We start from the raw sequence: 17047 nt of genomic DNA on the forward strand, positions 1-17047 counted from the left end.
CTCCTGTCCCGCAAGAAAAGCCTGCTGCAAAGCCAGAAGCTCTGCAACAGGTCGTTTTCCTACCGCTATTTTCAGGGTGTTCCGTCCGGGCCAGCGGGGCTTCGCCCCACACCCTACAAGCCCTTTTTCAAAAGGGCTTGACCCTAAAAAAATCTGGAATTTCCAAAGCCCGCCTGTCCTTCTGCCATACGCCCAGCAGGCAACCTAAAAGCAGGCAGCACGTTGGGGGGTCAGGGTCGCTGTGTGCCACTGGCACACAGCGACCGACCAGGCTGGGATGCAAGAAGGAAGCCCCAAGACCCTACTCCCCTGTCCCGGGGTCTTGCCCTTCCTCCCCGCCGCCTTCCCCATCAGGGGCAGGCAGGGCCTCAGGCTCTTCCTCCGGCTCCTCCAAGGCAGGCTCGGCAGAGCCGCCGGGCAGCAGGTTCCCGGACATAACCTCCAAAAACGCTTCCGCGTCCAGCTTTTCCTGCTCAAACAGCACGCCTGCCAGCCTGTGCAGCTCATCCATATGCTCCTTGAGGATTTCCTCTGTCTGCTGGTAAGCAGTGGAAATGATCCGCTGGATCTCCCCGTCTATCTCCGAAGCGGTCTGCTCGGAATAATTGCTCACATGGCCCATTTCCTTGCCCAGGAAGGGGTTAGAGCCGTCCTGGCCATAGGTGATAGGCCCAAGCTTGTCGCTCATACCATACTTTGTCACCATAGCCCGCACAATCTTGGTGGCCCGCTCAATGTCGTTAGACGCCCCGGTGGAAATGTCATCCAGCACCAGGGCTTCCGCCACCCGGCCGCCCAGAAGGACAATCAGCTCCTCCAGCATTTCGTTGCGGCTCTTATATGATCTGTCCTCTGTAGGCAGGTGCATGGTATAGCCCCCTGCCATGCCCCGGGGGATAATGGAAATCTGGTGTACAGGATCCTGGGTCTTGCAGTAGTAGGAAGCAATGGCGTGGCCTGCCTCATGATAGGCGGTCAGCTTCTTTTCCTTCTCCGTCATCACCCGGCTCTTTTTCTCTGTGCCCACCACCACCTTGATGGTGGCCTCCTCAATTTCCTCCATGGTAATGGCCTTGCGGTTCTTCCTGGCGGAAAGGAGGGCCGCTTCATTTAACAGGTTCTCCAAATCAGCCCCTGTAAAGCCAGCGGTAGACTTGGCAATGGTGGAAAGCACCACGTCCGGGGCCAGAGGCTTGCCCTTGGCGTGTACCCGCAAAATCTCCTCCCGGCCCTTAATGTCCGGAGAGCCTACCATCACCTGCCGGTCAAAGCGGCCCGGCCGCATCAGGGCCGGATCCAGGATGTCCGGGCGGTTGGTGGCGGCAATCATAATCACGCCCTCGTTGGCGCCAAAGCCGTCCATCTCCACCAGAAGCTGGTTCAAAGTCTGCTCCCGCTCGTCATGACCGCCGCCCAGGCCCGCGCCCCGCTGGCGGCCTACCGCGTCAATCTCGTCAATGAAGATAATGCAGGGCCGGTTCTTCTTGGCCTTGTCAAACAGGTCACGGACGCGGGAAGCGCCCACGCCCACGAACATTTCCACAAAGTCAGAGCCGGAAATGGAGAAGAAGGGAACCCCTGCCTCCCCTGCCACAGCCCGGGCCAGCAGGGTTTTGCCTGTGCCCGGAGGGCCAACCAGCAGCACGCCCTTGGGGATCCGCGCCCCCAGGGTGTTATACTTTGCAGGGTTCTTCAAAAACTCCACGATTTCCCTAAGCTCTTCCTTTTCCTCGTCGGCCCCGGCCACGTCGGCAAAGGTGGTCTTGCGCTTCTCGTCGCTCATCTGCTTGACCTTGGCCTTGCCGAAGTTCATCTGCTTGTCGCCGCCGCCCATGCCCCCCAGGTGCCGCATCATGAACACCCAGAAGAAAATCAGCGCGCCGAACAGCAGCAGGGTGGGCAGAAGGCTTATCAGCCAGCTTGTTTCCGCCGGGCGGATAATGTCCTGCACCATCTTCTTGTCCGGGTGGGCCGCGTTATAGGCGGCAATGTCGTCGCTGGCGTCCCGGTAGAACAGATCCACGCTGGGCAAAGCAAAGCCCACCTTGGTGGGATTGTTTCCCTCCAGGGTCAAAAGCATCTCCCCAGTGCCCAGGTTCAACTGGTACTTCGCCACCTGCCCCCTCTCAAAGAGATCCAGAATGTCGGAATACTTGTAGGTTTCCTGCTGGCTCCCGCTGTTTCTGAACAGGAAGAAGATGATAAAGAGTACCACCACCGGAATCCCCGCGTACAGCAGCATGTTGCGCAGCCTTCTCTTGTTACCGTCCAAAGCTCGTCCTCCTAAGTTACTAAACTTTCATTGCACATGTTTCTATATAATATGCCCCCTGCCTTATTCGTACACCTGGGGTTTTAAAACCCCCACAAAAGGCAGGTTGCGGTATTTTTCCGCGTAATCCAGCCCGTAGCCCACAATAAAGGCGTCGGGTATCACCGAACCCACATAGCTTGCCTGCACGTCCACCTCCCGGCGGTCGGGCTTGTCGAAGAGGGTGCATACCCGGATGCTGTTGGGGTTCCGGCCTTCCAGCAGTTCCATCAGGTAGTGCAGGGTTTTGCCGCTGTCCAGAATGTCCTCCACCACAACAATATCATACCCCTCCAAGGGCAAGTTCAAATCCATGTTAATTTTTACCACCCCAGAGGTTTTCACGCCGGAGCCATAACTGGACACTGCCATAAAGTCAATGCGGGCCGGGATGGAAATCGACCGCATCAAGTCCGCCATGAACACCACAGAGCCTTTTAAAACGCTTATCAGCAACAGGTTTTTGCCCTTATAGTCCCGGCTGATCTCCTGGCCGATGCGCTCCACCATCACGGCGATCTGCCGCTCGGTAAACAATACGTCCTCAATATCCTCCAGCATTTCCAGTTTTTCCTTCATTTTCCCTCTCCCCTTTTCCCGTCACGCCTTAACAGTAACCATCAGCGCGTCTTTTCCTCTTTCTGCCCCAAAGCCCTCCGCCGGGCCTATTCCCTCGCAGAAAACGATCTGCCCGGAAAGCTCCAGCAAAAGAACCCTGTCCCTGGCCCAGGGCGGCACGCCCTTTTCCCGCAGCACCTGCTTCAAGGGCTTGGAAAGCCCCCGGCCCCTGGGGGAAAACCTGTCCCCCGGCTTTCTGGTGCGCACGAAAAGCTGCCCGGCCTGGCCTTTAGGGTATATTGTAGCATAGTCCAGCCCGTTTTTGAATAACAAATTTTGAATTTTTCCGCTGTTTTGGCTGTTTTCGCCGGAAATTTTTGTGAGAACCAGCCCTTTCCCCCCGGGCAGCAGGGTTTTCCCCAGTCCCGCGGGCAGGAAAAAGCCCTCCGTCCCTGCCAAATCCCCCGCAAAAAAAAGCCCCAGCCCGCTTTGGGCCTGCACGCCCCCGGGCAGGGAAAGCCCTCCGTCACAGGCAAGCAGCTTTTCCGCCAGGGCCACATGCTTTTCCTCCAGGTCATGGCACCCTGCCGCTGTGAGATACTGCCGCAGCGCCCGGCTTCTCAGGCTCTCATGGGCGCAAAGCAAAGCCTCGCAGCACAGCCCGAAAGGCCTTCTGGCTTCCTCCAAAAGCCTTGCGGCCTCCCCCTCCAGAAAGTCCCTGTCCAGGGAAAGCTGCTCCATGGCCCTGCCGCAGGCCTCCAGGAACCGGGGGTTCAGTTCCTTCAAAACAGGCACCGCCTGGCGCCGCACCCGGTTGCGGGCATAGTCCAGTGAGAGGTTGCTGCTGTCCGTCACAAATCTCAGGCCATGCCTTTCGCAGTACGCCTCCACCTCCCGGCGGCTCACTCCCAAAAGGGGCCGGATAACCTTCCCCCGCCTTTTGGGTATGCCGCACAGCCCGGCGAGGGAAGCCCCCCGGCACAGGTGCAAAAGCAATGTTTCCGCGTTGTCGTCCGCTGTGTGGGCGGTGCAGATACAGTCCCGCGCCCCTGGGGCCAGGGAATCAAAAAAAGCATACCGGACCTGGCGGCCGCATTCCTCCAGCCCCAGGCCCCTTTCCCGGGCAAGCTTCCCCACATCCGCCTGCAAAACCCGGATTTCCACCCCCATCTTCCGGGCAAAGTCCCGGGCAAAGGCTTCGTCCCGGTCGCTTTCCGCCCCCCGCAAGCCGTGGTTCACATGGGCCAGCAGCAGTCTTTCCCGCCCTGCCTGCCCCAAAAGCCAGTGGGCCAGGGCCGTAGAGTCCGCCCCCCCGGAAAAGCCCGCCACCACCCGGCCCTGTAAGGGCAGCAGGGCCGGGTCGGCCTGCCGCAAGGATGTTTCCGCCTTATTCATGCCGGATAACCTCCCGGGCCGTAAAGCGCATAAATTCGCCCTGCCAGTGGGTGAGGATGGTTTTCGTCTCCCCGTGGCGGTTTTTTGCCACAATAATCTGGCACTCGTTCTGATCCGCGTTCTCGTCCGGCACATCCATGCCGGTCTGGTAATAATTTTCCCTGTGGAACAAAAGCACAATGTCCGCGTCCTGTTCAATAGAGCCGGAGTCCCGCAGATCCGACAGCATGGGGGTCTTGTCGGCCCGCTGGGTGTTGGCCCGGGAAAGCTGCGCCATAGCCACCACCGGGATGTTCAAATCCTTTGCCATCAGCTTTAAGCTTCTGGTAATCTCTGAAATCTCCTGCACCCGGTTGTCAATCCGCTTGGGGCTGTTCATAAGCTGCAGATAGTCCACAATAATAATGTCCACATCTTTCAGCCGCCGCACCTTGGCTTTCATCTCCGGCACTGTAATACCGGGAGCGTCGTCAAAATAGAGGTTTGCTTTGCTCAAAATGTCCCCGGCCTCAATGAGCCTGGCCCATTCCTCGTTTGTCAGCTCCCCTGTGCGCAGCTTGCTGCCCTCCACCCGGGCCTCTGAGGAAAGCAGCCGGGCCGCAAGCTGTTCCTTGCCCATTTCCAGGGAAAAGAAGGCCACCCGCCGCCCTGCCGCCACAGAGATATGCCGGGAAATGTTCAGGCCAAAGCTGGTTTTGCCCATGCCGGGCCTTGCCGCCAGAATAATCAGATCCGAGCGGTTCAGCCCGGTAATCACAGTGTCCAGCTCCCCAATGCCTGTGGGCAGCCCCTTATATTTGTCCTTGTCCGCGGAATTAAGCTGGTCAAGCCTGTCAAAGGTGTCTAAAAGGATTTCCCGCACAGGCTGAAGCCCGATAGTACTTTTCCCCTGGCGGATGTCGAAAATCCTCTGCTCGGCGGCGTCCAGCAAAATGGAGGACTCCTCCGCCCCTTCGCTGGCGTCGTCCAGAATCCGCCTTGCCGCCTGCATCAGGGTGCGCACGTCGAACTTGTCCCGCACAATTTTGGCGTATGCCTCCACGTTGCTGATAGAGGGCACAATCTGCACAAGCTGCGCCAGATACACCTTCCCCGTATCCTCGTCGAACCCCTCATATTCGTGGAGCTTTTCCAGCACCGTCACAAAGTCCACCGGCTGGCCTAAGGTAAACATCTCCAGCACAGTTTCATAAATCTGCCGGTTCGTCTCCCCGTAGAAAAACTCTGCCCTGGGCAGAATCTCCGCCACTGTCGGCAGGCAGGAGGAATCCAGCAGCACCGCCCCTAAAACGCTCTGCTCCGCCTCCAGGCTAAAGGGCACCCGCAGCCCCGGCTGGGCCTGTGTGTCCAGATATCCCGTCTCAAAATCCATGCGCCCCTCCAAGGTCGCGGGGCTTTGCCCCACACCCTACAACCCCTTTTAAAAAAGGGGTTGACCCTAAAACTAATTTCACTATCTTCATTTATTTCCCTGTCCTTTGGGTACAGCCAATTCCCATCAGGAACATCCATCCCAAAACCGCCGTACCATGCACAGCGGGAACCGCAGCCATTTCCGCCCGGTTCCCACCCTGTAAATCTTTTTCTACACGCCGTCTCCGGAATCACCCAGGGTGCGCGACGGCCCGCCTGAAAAACTCTCCTCTCACGTTCCCCGCATCTCAGGTCAAGCGTCACGCTTGCCGGGAGCAACCCAAAGCACGCGGCATCCCATTAAGCGCGGTACAACGTAACGCAGCGAACTCATTCCGCAGACCAGCGCGCAGCGTATGCGTCGCGCGCGTCCCCGCGTCTCGGATGCAACGTCACGTTGCCTCGCAGACGGCGACGCTCATGGTGGCGGAAATGCCGTTATAAAACTTCACATCGAAATTGTACGTACCAAAGGCTTTGATATCGCCCTCCAGCACAATCTTCTTTTTGTCCACCTCCACATGAAGCTGCCTGCCAATCTCCTGGGCAATCTCCCTGGCTGTGACGGAACCGAAAATCTTCCCGCTCTGGCCTGCCTTGGCATAGATTTTAACGGTCTTGCCCTTTATGGCGTCCGCGTTCTTCTTTGCCTGCTCTGTCTCCGTCTTGATTTTATACTCTTTGGCAGCTTCCGCGTTCTTCAGCTCGTTCATAGCCTGGGCGTTTGCCTCCTTGGCAAGCTTCCGGGGCAGCAGGAAATTCCTGGCATACCCGTCAGACACATTGCAAAGCTCGCCCTTCTTCCCAATGGACTTCACGTCCTGCAATAAAACTACCTTCATCTTCTGTCTCTCCCTTCTATGTCTCTAAACCGCGCCTTTGCCCCTGCCTCTGGGGGCTTCGCCCCCAGGCCCCGGCTTCCGGCCGGGCCGCCCTGGCTGCGCCCGGGCGGGCAGGGGCCTCTCCGGGCACAGCCGCGTTTCCTTCATCATACCGCAAAAATCCCCTGCCGTCAATTCCCGCGGGGCAGAAACCACCGCCCAGCCCCGGAAATGCCCGGAAAACACAGCGTCCCGCGTCTTAGGGTGCAAAAACGCATTGCTCCGCAAAGCGTTTCGTCACGCTTCCGTTACGCTTGGCTTACTTCTGAGAGCTTCTGATCCAGCGCCCGCAGCAGGGAACGCTTGGCGTCCTGCATACTGATATTTTTAATCTGCGCCCCGGCCATGGTCAAGTGCCCGCCGCCGCCGAATTCCTCTAAAATAAGCTGCACGTTCACATCCCCCAGGCTCCGGGCAGAAATGCTCACGTCTGACCCCACCTTGTACAGCACAAAGGAAGCCCGCACCCCTAAGATGGTCAAAAGCTCGTCTGCGGCCTGGGCCGCCGCCACCCGCAAATCTTCATATTCCCAGGTGGAGGTGGCAATGGCACAGCCCATGTAAATCTCCGCCCCGGAGACAAGCTGGGCCTTCTGCTTGTAGTTGTCCAGGGTGCTGGAAAACAGCTTTTTCACTGCCACTGTGTCCGCCCCCCGCCTGCGCAGGTAAGCGGAGGCTTCAAAGGTACGCACGCCGGTTTTCAGCACAAAGTTCTTGGTGTCCAGCATAATGCCGGAAAGCAGCGCCTCCGCGTCCACCCCGTCAATGGCGGAACCTTTGATATACTGCACCAGCTCCGTCACCATCTCCGAGGCAGAGCTGGCATAAGGCTCGTGGTAGAAAATCAGCGCGTTTTTAATGTGGGAAACCATCATCCTGTGATGGTCAATCACCACCACCCGCATGGCCCGCTGCAAAAGCTCGTGGCTCTCCACAAAGTTTACGGAATGGGTGTCCACCACAATCAGCAGCGACTTGTCCGTAACCGACTGCAGGGCTTCCAGGGGGCTGATAAACACATCCTCCTCCGGGTAAGCGTCCGCCACCATGTCTGCCACCGGGGCCGCCAGAGTGCGCGCCCTGTCAATGACAATATGCACCGGCTTCTCCAGGCCTTTTCTGATAACGGCCCACATACCCACAGCCGCGCCCACGCTGTCCAAATCAGAATTCTTGTGGCCCATGACAAACACCTTGTCGCTGGCCCGCACATGATCCGTCAGCGTGGCGGCAATCACCCTGGTGCGCACCTTGTCCCGCTTCTCCACGCCCTTTGACAGCCCGCCGAAGAACTCGTATGTATCGCCCTCCGAACGCACTGCCACCTGGTCGCCGCCCCGGCCCAAAGCCATGTCCAGGGCCTGCCTTGCCCAGCGCTCGCTTTGGGCAATGTCAGAGGCCCCCCGGCCCACGCCGATGGAAACGGTGGCGCTCATATTGTTCTTGCTGTTTTTCACTTCCCGCACCTCGTCCAGCACCCGGAAGCGCTTCTTTTTCGCCTCCTCGATGTGGGCGTCGTCGGTTAAAAACAGATACCGCCCGTTGCTCAGGCGCCGGATAAAGCCGCCCATCTCCCCGGAAACCCACACGCGCAGGGCAGACTCCACCCCAGCGGTAATGCGGGACTCCTCGTCCCCCAGGCTGTCCCGGATAAGCTCATCCCGGTTGTCAAAGGCGGCAAGGCACACCACCGGCCGCTTCTCCCGGTATTCCTTGTTCACAGCCTTAAAGTAGGTGTCGTCCACAAAGTACAGAAGATACCCTTCCTCCGCCCTTGCGCCATATACCGTATACTCCCGGCCCCGGTAGGCCACAGCCGCGCCCCGTTCCCCCATCACCTGCCGGAAGGTCTTGGGGTAGATATACTTTAAAACATTCTCCCCCTGGTAGGCCCCGCCCCGGCAGAGGGACTGCACAAAGGCGGCGTTTGCCCACACAATGTCCCCCGCCGGGGCCACCACAGCCACAGGCAGGGCAAATTCCTGGAAAGCCCGCTCCTCCTCGGCAGACAGCACCCGCTTCACGCTGCGCACCGTTGTGGTGATGTTCCGGCGGTACAGATAGTCAGAAACAGCCACCGCCAAAACGGAAACCGCCGCCGCTGTACCCTCAATGATAAACAGCACTCTGCTGTGGGGCAGGCTCAGCACCGCCATAGCCGCCATAGCCGCCGCCATCAGGTAGAACAGCGGCGATATAACCCAAACTTTTTTCCTCCGCACCTTCCTCCGCCCTCCTTCAGATGGCCCTCAAGCTTTGGGGGCTTCCAGGCTCTCGCCGCACAAGACCGTGGGACTCCGTCCCACCCCCTGCAAACCTTTTTGAAAAAAGGTTTGATCCAAAAACTAACCTTCCTGTTTTCTTAAAAACTGTGTGCTGTATACATTGGCTCCCCGAATTGCCCGCCCGTCGGCGGGCGGGCACAGTCCCGCACCCAAACACAAAGTTTTTTGAAGATTCTTAAGAAACGTTTTTACAAAAAAGTTTCTTAAGCCGCCGGAGGCAAAACCAACGGCAGCTTTGCATAAAACGCGCTGGCTCGTGTAAGCCGCGAAAACTCTTTTCGCGGCGAATGGCCTACACCTAGCAGTGAGCAGCGAATGCGCTGCGAACGTCCCCGCGTCACAGATGCAACGTTACGTTGCTATACCTCCATCAAAATGGGCAGGATCATGGGGCTGCGCTGGGTCTTGCGGTACACATACCGGGAAAGCTCATCCTTCACGTTCTGCTTCAAAGTGCCCCAGTCCCGCACATGGCGGTCGGCGCAGTCCTCCAGCACCCGCTCCACCAGCTTGCGGGCCTCCTCCATCATGGCTTCCGATTCCCGCACATACACAAAGCCTCTGGAGACAATGTCCGGCCCCGCGGCCACATGGCCCGTCTCCGCCTCCAGGGAGCACACCGCCACAATCAGGCCGTCCTCCGCCAGGTGCTTCCGGTCCCGCAGCACAATGCTGCCCACATCGCCCACGCCCAGGCCGTCCACCATCACGTCCCCGGCAGGCACGTCCCCAATCTGCCGCATGTAGTCCTCGTGGATTTCCAAAGCGTTGCCGATGTTGCCGATAAAGATATTTTCCTTGGGCATACCCATGGAAACCGCCAGCCCCGCGTGCTTCTGCAGGTGCTTTTGCTCCCCATGGACGGGGATGAAAAATTTCGGCTTTGTCAGGGCCTGCATCATCTTCAGTTCTTCCTGGCAGGCGTGGCCTGAAACATGCACCTCATACATTGTCTCATAAATCACCGTGCAGCCCTGCTTTAACAGTTCGTCCACCACTGTGCCCACAGTCTTTTCGTTGCCGGGGATGGGCCGGGCCGACAGGATAATAAAGTCATTGGGGTTAATGGAAACCTGCCTGTGGTCGGAAAAAGCCATGCGGGTTAAAGCCGACATCGGCTCCCCCTGGCTGCCTGTGGTAATCAGTACAATCTGCCCCGCCTCATAGCGGTTTATCATGCTGATGTCAATCAGCACCCCGGCAGGCACGTCCAGATACCCCAGCTCGCTGGCAATGCCAATGACATTTATCATGCTGCGGCCGGAAAGGGCCACCTTCCTGCCATATTTCACCGCGCAGTTGATAATCATCTGCACCCGGCTGATGGAGGAGGCAAATGTGGCCACAATAATCCGCTTGCCCTCGGCCCGCATGAACAGGGAATCCAGGGAGTTGTTCACCGTCTGCTCTGTCTGGGTATACCCCGGGCGCTCAGCGTTGGTAGAGTCTGCCAGCAGGGCCAGCACCCCTTCCTTTCCCAGCTCCGCGAACCGGGCCAAATCGATCATAGCCCCCTCGGCAGGGGTAAAGTCAATCTTAAAGTCCCCTGTATGCACAAGCACCCCCGCCGGGCTGTGGATAGCCAGGGCCACCGCGTCGGCAATGGAGTGGTTCACGTGTATCAGCTCCACCCGCATACAGCCCATGGGGATATGGGAGCCTGCCGGGGTCACGTGAAGCTGGGCAGAGCCAGTCAGCCCATGCTCCTTCAGCTTCCCCTCAATCAGCCCGATGGTCAGCGCTGTGCCGTACACAGGCACGTTCAGCTTTTTCAGCAGGTAAGGCACCGCGCCAATGTGATCCTCGTGCCCGTGGGTAATCACCACGCCCCGGATTTTGTCCCGGTTCTTCTCCACAAAGGTGAAGTCCGGAATCACCATGTCAATGCCCAGCATTTCCTCGTCCGGGAAAGAAAGCCCGCAGTCCACAATGAACATGTCCTCCTGGCACTCGTAAAGGGTGAAGTTCTTGCCAATCTCGTTCAGCCCGCCCAAAAAGTATGCCCGGATGGCAGGCTTCTGGGAGCGCCTGCCCCGCCCGTTCCGGCTTCCCCGCTTGTTCTGCTGGGGAGGCGGGAAAGCTTTTGCCGCCCCTTGCTGCTGCGAGAGGGCAATAGGCGCGCTGCCAATGGAGGGCCGCTTTGCCTTGCCCCGGGCCTCGCCCTTGGGCCTGGCTTCGTTCTTGGGGCGAGTGTCATTTTTCGGCCGGGCCTCTCCCTTCGGCCTGGCTTCCCCTTTGGATCGTGCTTCTGTTTTCCGCTGATCCGCCTTCTGCCGCCCCCTGCCGGGCCACCAGTTCTTCTGCCCCTCCTGCTGCTGGGGCCTTCTGGGGCCTGCTATCTTTCCAATGCGGGGCGTTTCCCCCGTCCCGCCCGAAGCCTTCTCCGCCTTGGGCAGGGGCCTGTTATTCTTTTTTCCGTTTTCTGCCACTTCTTTTCCTCCTAATTATCATGCTCAAGCGGTTTCTCATCAGCAAGCGGCTTTGCCGCCGGTTCCAAAGGGGTTTTCCGCCCCTTTGCAAACCGCGCCGGCTGTTACGCCAGCCTGCCCTGGAAATACGCTTACCGTAACAGGGCTTTTCAGTATCTTTCCGCCCTTTGCGTCTGCGGATGCACGGAAGGATGTCGGCGCAAAAACCTCTCGCGCGCATAAAAAAGGAAGCACAAAACCGGGGCCTGCCCTCCCTGCCTGCAAGCAGGGACAGAAGCGGGCCGAAAAGCCGCCTTTTCACCTGATCGCCCCGCCCGGGGCCATCCTTCACGTTTTCCGTATCTATACACATGCGGCAGCAGCCGCAGTCATGCCGTTTCCATGCAGGGAAATCCTGCCACTATTCTTATTGTACTCTATCCCGGGCCTTCCTGTCAAGCGCCCTGCCCTCTGCAATACAGCATAGGCGGCTCTCCCGGGTTTTATGCGGGACAAACCCTAAAACAGCAGATCATAATTCACCGGGGTGTAAAACAGCCGGCGCGCCTCCTCCGGATCGGCGGTCTGGCCCAGCACCCACATCAGCTTTGTCACCGTGGATTCCAGCGTCATGTCATAAGGCTCCAGCAGGTGGTAGCGCTCCTTCACCCTGTGCCCCACCTGGTACACAGAAAGGTCGCTGCCCTCTTGGGGCACCTGGGTGGCCAGCACCACCGTCTTGCCCGCCTTCACCAGCATGTCAAGCTGCTGGAGGTACGCATCCGGAATGCCTCCCACCCCATAGCTTTCGATAATCAGCCCGTCGCACCAGGCCCCCAGGGCGGAAAAGGCCTCTGGGGAAAGGCCGGGAATCAGCTTCAGCAGGGCCACCCGGTCATTCAGCTTCTTTGTAAACACAGGCTTCCCCGTCTCCCCGCAGGGCAAAAAGCGCACCACCCGGCTGTCCCGTATCTCCGCCAAATCGGGAAAATTGATGCTGGAAAAAGCGTTATAGCTTTTTGTCCTGGTTTTCCTGGCCCGCGTCCCGGCAATCACATGGCCCCCAAAGACAATGCACACCCCGCTGTCCCCGCAGCTTGCAAACCGCAGGCTGTCTAGCAGGTTCTGCCTGGCGTCGGTATCCTCCCGGTCAATGGGCTTCTGGGCGCCGGTGAGCACAATAGGCTTGCGGGTGCCCTGGATGAGGTAGGACAAAGCCGCGCCGGAGTATGCCAGGGTGTCGGTGCCGTGGCAAATTACAAACCCGTCGTAGCGGTGATAGTTTTCTTCCACCACCCCCGCCAGCCCCAGCCAATGGCTGGGGGTGATATTGGTGCTGTCAAGGTTCATGGGCTGAACCGCGTCCACCTGGCAGAACGTCCTGGCGTCCGGCACCCGGCCCAGCAGCTCCTCCGGCGGCAGGCCCGGTGCCAGCCCCCCTTCTGTTTTTGTGGAGGCGATAGTGCCCCCTGTGGCAATCAGCAAAAGCTTTTTCATACTTGCGCCTTTCCCCATATTATATAGTATGATGCGGGGCAGTCATTTCCTGAAAGTAACAACAGGTTACAAAGATGACAATTTGTTTACAAAACGCCCCTCTTTTTCCAAAAAATCGACCCATTTTACCATCATTCACAGTTTGTTCACAACCTGTTTTGCAGGATTTTTTGTGCCATCCTGCATTTTGCCTGTCTGCCCAGAAGAAACCTCAAACCCGAATTTTTGTTCCAAATCCTCTTGCGCTTTCCCCTTTCATCTGCTATACTGAAAGCAGAACATCTGTTTGAAAGGAGATCCTGCCATGGAAATAAAGCGTATCCCCTGGGAAAAGGCCCAGTTTTTTTTGACAGAGGGCGGCGGCCTCCCCCAGGACAACCCGCCCCCGGAAGCCGCCCTCCGGCTGCTGCGGCTGGCCGTCCGGCAGGAGCTGACCCCCCGGCAGCGGCAGTGCGTGGAACTGTATTTTTTCCAGGGCATGACCATGGAGGAAGCAGGCAAAGCCCTGGGCATCGGCAAGGCCACAGTGTGCAGGCATTTGCAAAAGTCCAAAAAGCGCCTGGGCCGCGCCCTGTCCTATAGCAAACGCACTTGAAAATCCCGAAAAACGGCCCATGCGCCCGCAGGCCAGCCGGGTACATGGGCCGCAATATCATTATGAAATCTTCAAAGAAGCATTTATTTGAGAAGAATCAATATAGTACAGTTTCAATAAATCAAAAGTTTTGTCCACTTTTTCAAAAGTGGTGGGGGTGGAGGGGGCAATGCCCCTTCCCCGCCGGAGGCCAGCCTCAGTTTTCCAGATCCTTCAGCTCTTCAATCTCCTTTTTGTCCACTTTCACCCTGCCGTCCCGCAGCACCTTCACCTGGTCGGCATGAAAGACCTTGGGCGCCGCGTCCGGATCCTTGTCCAGCCGCACAGTGAGCTTCCGGGTCAGCAGGTTTGTGTCTATCACAACGCCCTTGCCGTCCGGGGTGGACACCAAAGCATTCACCTTGGGAGTGGTGCGCAGCAGATCCTGGTAGGCCTCCTGCTCATATTTCAGGCAGCACATCAGCCGCCCGCAGGTGCCGGAAATCTTCACCGGGTTCAGGGACAGCCCCTGTTCCTTTGCCATTTTAATGGAAACAGGCTGGAAGCCGCCTAAAAAGGAACCGCAGCAGAAGGGCCTGCCGCAGATCCCCATGCCCCCCAGCATTTTGGCCTCGTCTCGCACGCCAATCTGCCGCAGTTCAATGCGGGTGTGGAACATCCCCGCCAAGTCCTTTACCAGTTCCCGGAAATCCACCCGCCCATCGGCGGTAAAATAGAACAGGATTTTGCTGTTGTCAAAGGTGTATTCCACGTCCACCAGCTTCATCTCCAGCCCGCGGCTGGCAATGCGCCTTTCACATGCCTTAAAAGCAGACTTCTCCTTTTTCCGGTTCTCCATCACTCGCTGGATATCTTCCCGGGTGGCCTTGCGCACCATCTGGCGCAAGGGCTGCACAATGGATTCGTCGCTGATTTCCCGGTTCCCCATGGCAACCTCGCCGCACTCCACGCCCCGGGCTGTCTCCACAATGGCCATGTCGCCCTTTTCCAGGCGCTCCTGGCCTGGGTCAAAATAATATACCTTGCCTGTATTTTTAAAGCGTACCCCGATTACCTCGGCCATACACAGCTTCCCCTTTCCAAAGGGCCAAAGCCCTCCTAATATGCCCCGCCCCAAAGGGAAAGCAGGCCATATCACTTTACCAATATTGTAGCCGCCTGTCCCTCTCCAAGATGAGGATAAGACGCCGCGTCCCCAAAGCCAAAGGGCTTTCTCAAAGAAAGCAGGCCCCAGCCAAAGGAACCGCTTGCTGAAAGCTACAGAAAATAAAGAAAACCTGCGGTGCGCCTATCGCCCACCGCAGGTTTGGTGCAGGTAACAGGACTTGAACCTGCATGAACTTGCGCTCATATGGACCTGAACCATACGCGTCTGCCAATTCCGCCATACCTGCATACCATATTCATCTGCGCCCTTTCCTGAGCGCTTGTTTATTATAGCACCTGCTGGTATAAAAGTCAACAGCTTTTGCAAATTTTTTTCGACTGCTTCCCCCCTTTTCCCCTGGCGCGATTTATGGTATACTGAGACGAAACTGTTTTATGAACTAATTTAAATGAGGAGGAGTATTTCCTATGGCTGAAAAACCTATCGGCATTATCGGCGCCATGGCGACAGAAGTGGAGGCCCTGCTTGCTGCCATGCAGGAAGAAAAGGTGGAGGAATTTTCCGGGCTTGCCTTTCACAGCGGCACCCTGGAGGGCGTGGCCTGCGTGGTGGCGGAATGCGGCCCCGGCAAGGTGAACGCCGCCGTGTGCGCCCAGACTATGGTGCTGCGGTACAGCCCCCGGCTTGTTATCAACGTGGGCGTGGCGGGAGGCGTGGGGCCTCAGGTACACATTGGGGATCTGGTGGTGGCTGCTGCCTGCGTGCAGTATGATTTCGACACCACTGCCATGGGCGATCCCCTGGGCACCCTGTTTATCCGCCGCGCAAGCGGGGAAAACGAGGATATCCTGCTGCTGCCCTGCTGCGAGGAAGCTGCCGGGCTGCTGCTGAAGGAAGCCCGCAGCATTTATGGCGGCGCGCACTTTGGGGTTATCTGCACTGGGGATGTCTTTGTGGCTGACGCGGAAAAGAACCAGTTCCTACAGGAAAAATTTGAGGCCCATGCTGTGGAGATGGAGGGCGGGGCTATTGCCCAGGTGTGCTATATGAACAGCGTGCCCTGCGCGGTGCTCCGGGCCATTTCCGACTGCGCCAACGACGATTCTCCCATGGATTTCCCAGCCTTCACCAAAATGGCCGCAGAAAAGACCGGAAAACTGCTGGGCGCGGTGCTGCCAAGGCTGTAAAGGCGTGTTGCTTGTCAGATTTTGTATGTAAAGGCAGAACCTTTATTGTCAGAAAATCGTGTAAAGTTATATAACTTGTCATGCTCGGTTGAAATATGGCAGGCAGGTTCTAAAGAGGGTGGCTGGTGCCGCCCTCTTTTTTGCAGGCGCTCTATCTTCAAACAAGCCCTAGCCCCTTGACAAAACGAACAATCGTTAGTATAATAATAGAAACTAACGGTTGTTCGTTTGGAGGAATACGTTTGCAGATGAAAGAAAAAATTTTGTGGGAGGCACTGGGGCTTTTCTCCCAGCGGGGCTATGACGCAGTATCAGTGCGGGAGCTGGCAAGGGCTGTGGGCATTCGGGAAAGCTCGCTGTACCACTATTTTCCCGGCAAACAGGCCATTTTTGACAGCCTGGTGGAGTTATGCTGGGAAAAGGCCCAGGAATATTTCCAGGCACAGGGTCTGCCCTTCTCCACCGAAGATGACCTCTCCGTTTTCGGGCAGTCCAGCCTTGCCCCGCTGGGAGAAACCCTTGCCGGAATATTCCGGTATTTCTTTGAAGATCCCTGGAACAGCCAGTTCCGCCGGCTGCTGGTGGTAAGCCAATATGCCCACGAGCTGGCTGGGGCTGTGTATCAAAAACTGTATAGGGATTACCCTTTACAGGTGGAGGAAGAGATTTTCCGGCGGCTGATGGCAGAAGGCAAGTGCCCCCAGGGAGATCCTGCCGCCATGGCGCTGGGCTTTTACGGCGGGGTGTTTTTGCTGCTGCACACCTGTGAAAGCTGGGAGGAAGCCCAGCCCCGCTTTATGGCACATTTGCGGCAATTCACCCGGCAGCAGGGCTTCGCCGCCGGAACAGAGGAGGGAAACCCATGAAAACTTTGATACTTTACCACTCGAAAACAGGCTTTACCGCCCAATATGCCCAGTGGCTGGCCCAAGACTTGAGCTGCGCGTGTGTTCCCTATAAAGGCCGTAAAGCTATATCCCTTGACACATTTGACGCCATTGCCTTTGGCAGCGGCCTGCGGGCCGGGATTCTCCCTGGAGCCAAGTGGTTTTTTAGACAAGCGCCAAGGCTGGAGGGGAAACGCCTGGCTTTATTCTTTACTGGGGCCATGCCCCCGGATCCGGTGGGGATTGAACGGGCTGTCCAGCAAAATGTCCCTCCAGAGGCGAGGGAGCGGGTGCCTGCATTTTACCTGTGGGGCGGGCTGAATTATGAAAAAATGGGCTTTGTGGACAAGGCCATGATGGCTGCTTTCCGCAAGATGCTGGGCGCCAAGAAAAATCCCACGCCGGAGGATCAGGAAGCGATCCAGACGGTGGCTTCTTCCTTCAGCAAGGCGGAGCGGGAAAACCTGCGGGAACTGGAAGCCTATTTGCGGGTGGGCAGATAGCGGCTATACATGACAAGGC

General features: G+C 57.7%; 14 protein-coding genes and 1 tRNA gene. 4 read left to right on the forward strand and 11 right to left on the reverse strand.

Going from position 1 to position 17047, the window contains the following annotated elements; all coding sequences use genetic code 11:
- Positions 1-301: 301 nt before the first annotated feature.
- The 9 genes from ftsH to VSQ30_RS13215 all read right to left on the reverse strand — a co-directional run bounded on the left by ftsH (position 302) and on the right by VSQ30_RS13215 (position 12748).
- A complete protein-coding gene (gene ftsH / locus VSQ30_RS13175; RefSeq protein WP_502876281.1) occupies positions 302-2242 on the reverse strand; it encodes an ATP-dependent zinc metalloprotease FtsH in 1941 nt (646 codons plus the stop codon).
- A 93-nt stretch (positions 2243-2335) separates the two neighbouring features.
- Complete coding sequence (gene hpt / locus VSQ30_RS13180) at positions 2336-2872, reverse strand: hypoxanthine phosphoribosyltransferase (RefSeq protein WP_160641929.1); 537 nt, start codon at positions 2870-2872, stop codon at positions 2336-2338.
- 39 nt (positions 2873-2911) lie between these two features.
- Positions 2912-4264 carry a tRNA lysidine(34) synthetase TilS gene (gene tilS / locus VSQ30_RS13185; RefSeq protein ID WP_334464524.1) on the reverse strand — a complete coding sequence of 451 codons (1353 nt, stop codon included), beginning with the start codon at positions 4262-4264 and terminating at the stop codon, positions 2912-2914.
- Complete coding sequence (gene dnaB / locus VSQ30_RS13190; RefSeq protein WP_160641928.1) at positions 4257-5636, reverse strand: replicative DNA helicase; 1380 nt, start codon at positions 5634-5636, stop codon at positions 4257-4259. The genes tilS and dnaB overlap by 8 nt, the downstream gene beginning before the upstream one ends.
- Positions 5637-6069: 433 nt before the next feature.
- Positions 6070-6519 carry a 50S ribosomal protein L9 gene (rplI, locus tag VSQ30_RS13195; RefSeq protein ID WP_334464525.1) on the reverse strand — a complete coding sequence of 150 codons (450 nt, stop codon included), beginning with the start codon at positions 6517-6519 and terminating at the stop codon, positions 6070-6072.
- A gap of 24 nt (positions 6520-6543) precedes the next feature.
- A complete protein-coding gene (locus tag VSQ30_RS13200) occupies positions 6544-6768 on the reverse strand; it encodes a hypothetical protein (RefSeq protein ID WP_334464527.1) in 225 nt (74 codons plus the stop codon).
- A gap of 38 nt (positions 6769-6806) precedes the next feature.
- Positions 6807-8780 (reverse strand): DHH family phosphoesterase, encoded by a 1974-nt coding sequence (locus VSQ30_RS13205; protein WP_334464529.1) that lies wholly within the window; start codon positions 8778-8780, stop codon positions 6807-6809.
- Between the two features lie 422 nt (positions 8781-9202).
- Entirely contained in the window at positions 9203-11272 is a 2070-nt protein-coding gene (locus tag VSQ30_RS13210; RefSeq protein ID WP_334464531.1) for a ribonuclease J, read from the reverse strand.
- Positions 11273-11770: 498 nt separating this feature from the next.
- The gene (locus VSQ30_RS13215) at positions 11771-12748 is read right to left on the reverse strand and encodes an asparaginase (RefSeq protein WP_334464533.1); all 978 of its coding nucleotides are present in this window, start codon (positions 12746-12748) and stop codon (positions 11771-11773) included.
- A gap of 304 nt (positions 12749-13052) precedes the next feature.
- Between VSQ30_RS13215 and VSQ30_RS13220 the strand changes: the two genes are divergently transcribed.
- Entirely contained in the window at positions 13053-13343 is a 291-nt protein-coding gene (locus tag VSQ30_RS13220; RefSeq protein WP_334464535.1) for an RNA polymerase sigma factor, read from the forward strand.
- A gap of 196 nt (positions 13344-13539) precedes the next feature.
- Here the strand turns inward: VSQ30_RS13220 and VSQ30_RS13225 are convergent, their stop codons facing one another.
- Positions 13540-14406: a PSP1 domain-containing protein gene (locus VSQ30_RS13225; RefSeq protein ID WP_160641897.1), complete on the reverse strand. Its 867-nt coding sequence runs from the start codon at positions 14404-14406 to the stop codon at positions 13540-13542.
- A 244-nt stretch (positions 14407-14650) separates the two neighbouring features.
- Positions 14651-14737, reverse strand: a tRNA-Leu gene (locus tag VSQ30_RS13230).
- A gap of 181 nt (positions 14738-14918) precedes the next feature.
- Between VSQ30_RS13230 and VSQ30_RS13235 the strand changes: the two genes are divergently transcribed.
- The 3 genes from VSQ30_RS13235 to VSQ30_RS13245 all read left to right on the forward strand — a co-directional run bounded on the left by VSQ30_RS13235 (position 14919) and on the right by VSQ30_RS13245 (position 17028).
- Positions 14919-15638 (forward strand): 5'-methylthioadenosine/adenosylhomocysteine nucleosidase, encoded by a 720-nt coding sequence (locus tag VSQ30_RS13235; RefSeq protein ID WP_334464537.1) that lies wholly within the window; start codon positions 14919-14921, stop codon positions 15636-15638.
- 248 nt (positions 15639-15886) lie between these two features.
- A complete protein-coding gene (locus VSQ30_RS13240) occupies positions 15887-16504 on the forward strand; it encodes a TetR/AcrR family transcriptional regulator (protein ID WP_334464881.1) in 618 nt (205 codons plus the stop codon).
- Positions 16501-17028 carry a flavodoxin domain-containing protein gene (locus VSQ30_RS13245; RefSeq protein WP_334464538.1) on the forward strand — a complete coding sequence of 176 codons (528 nt, stop codon included), beginning with the start codon at positions 16501-16503 and terminating at the stop codon, positions 17026-17028. Before VSQ30_RS13240 ends, VSQ30_RS13245 begins: the two co-directional genes overlap by 4 nt.
- Positions 17029-17047: the final 19 nt, after the last annotated feature.

The sequence above is a fragment of the Acutalibacter sp. JLR.KK004 genome, assembly GCF_036941085.1.
In the GTDB taxonomy this organism is placed as follows: domain Bacteria; phylum Bacillota; class Clostridia; order Oscillospirales; family Acutalibacteraceae; genus Acutalibacter.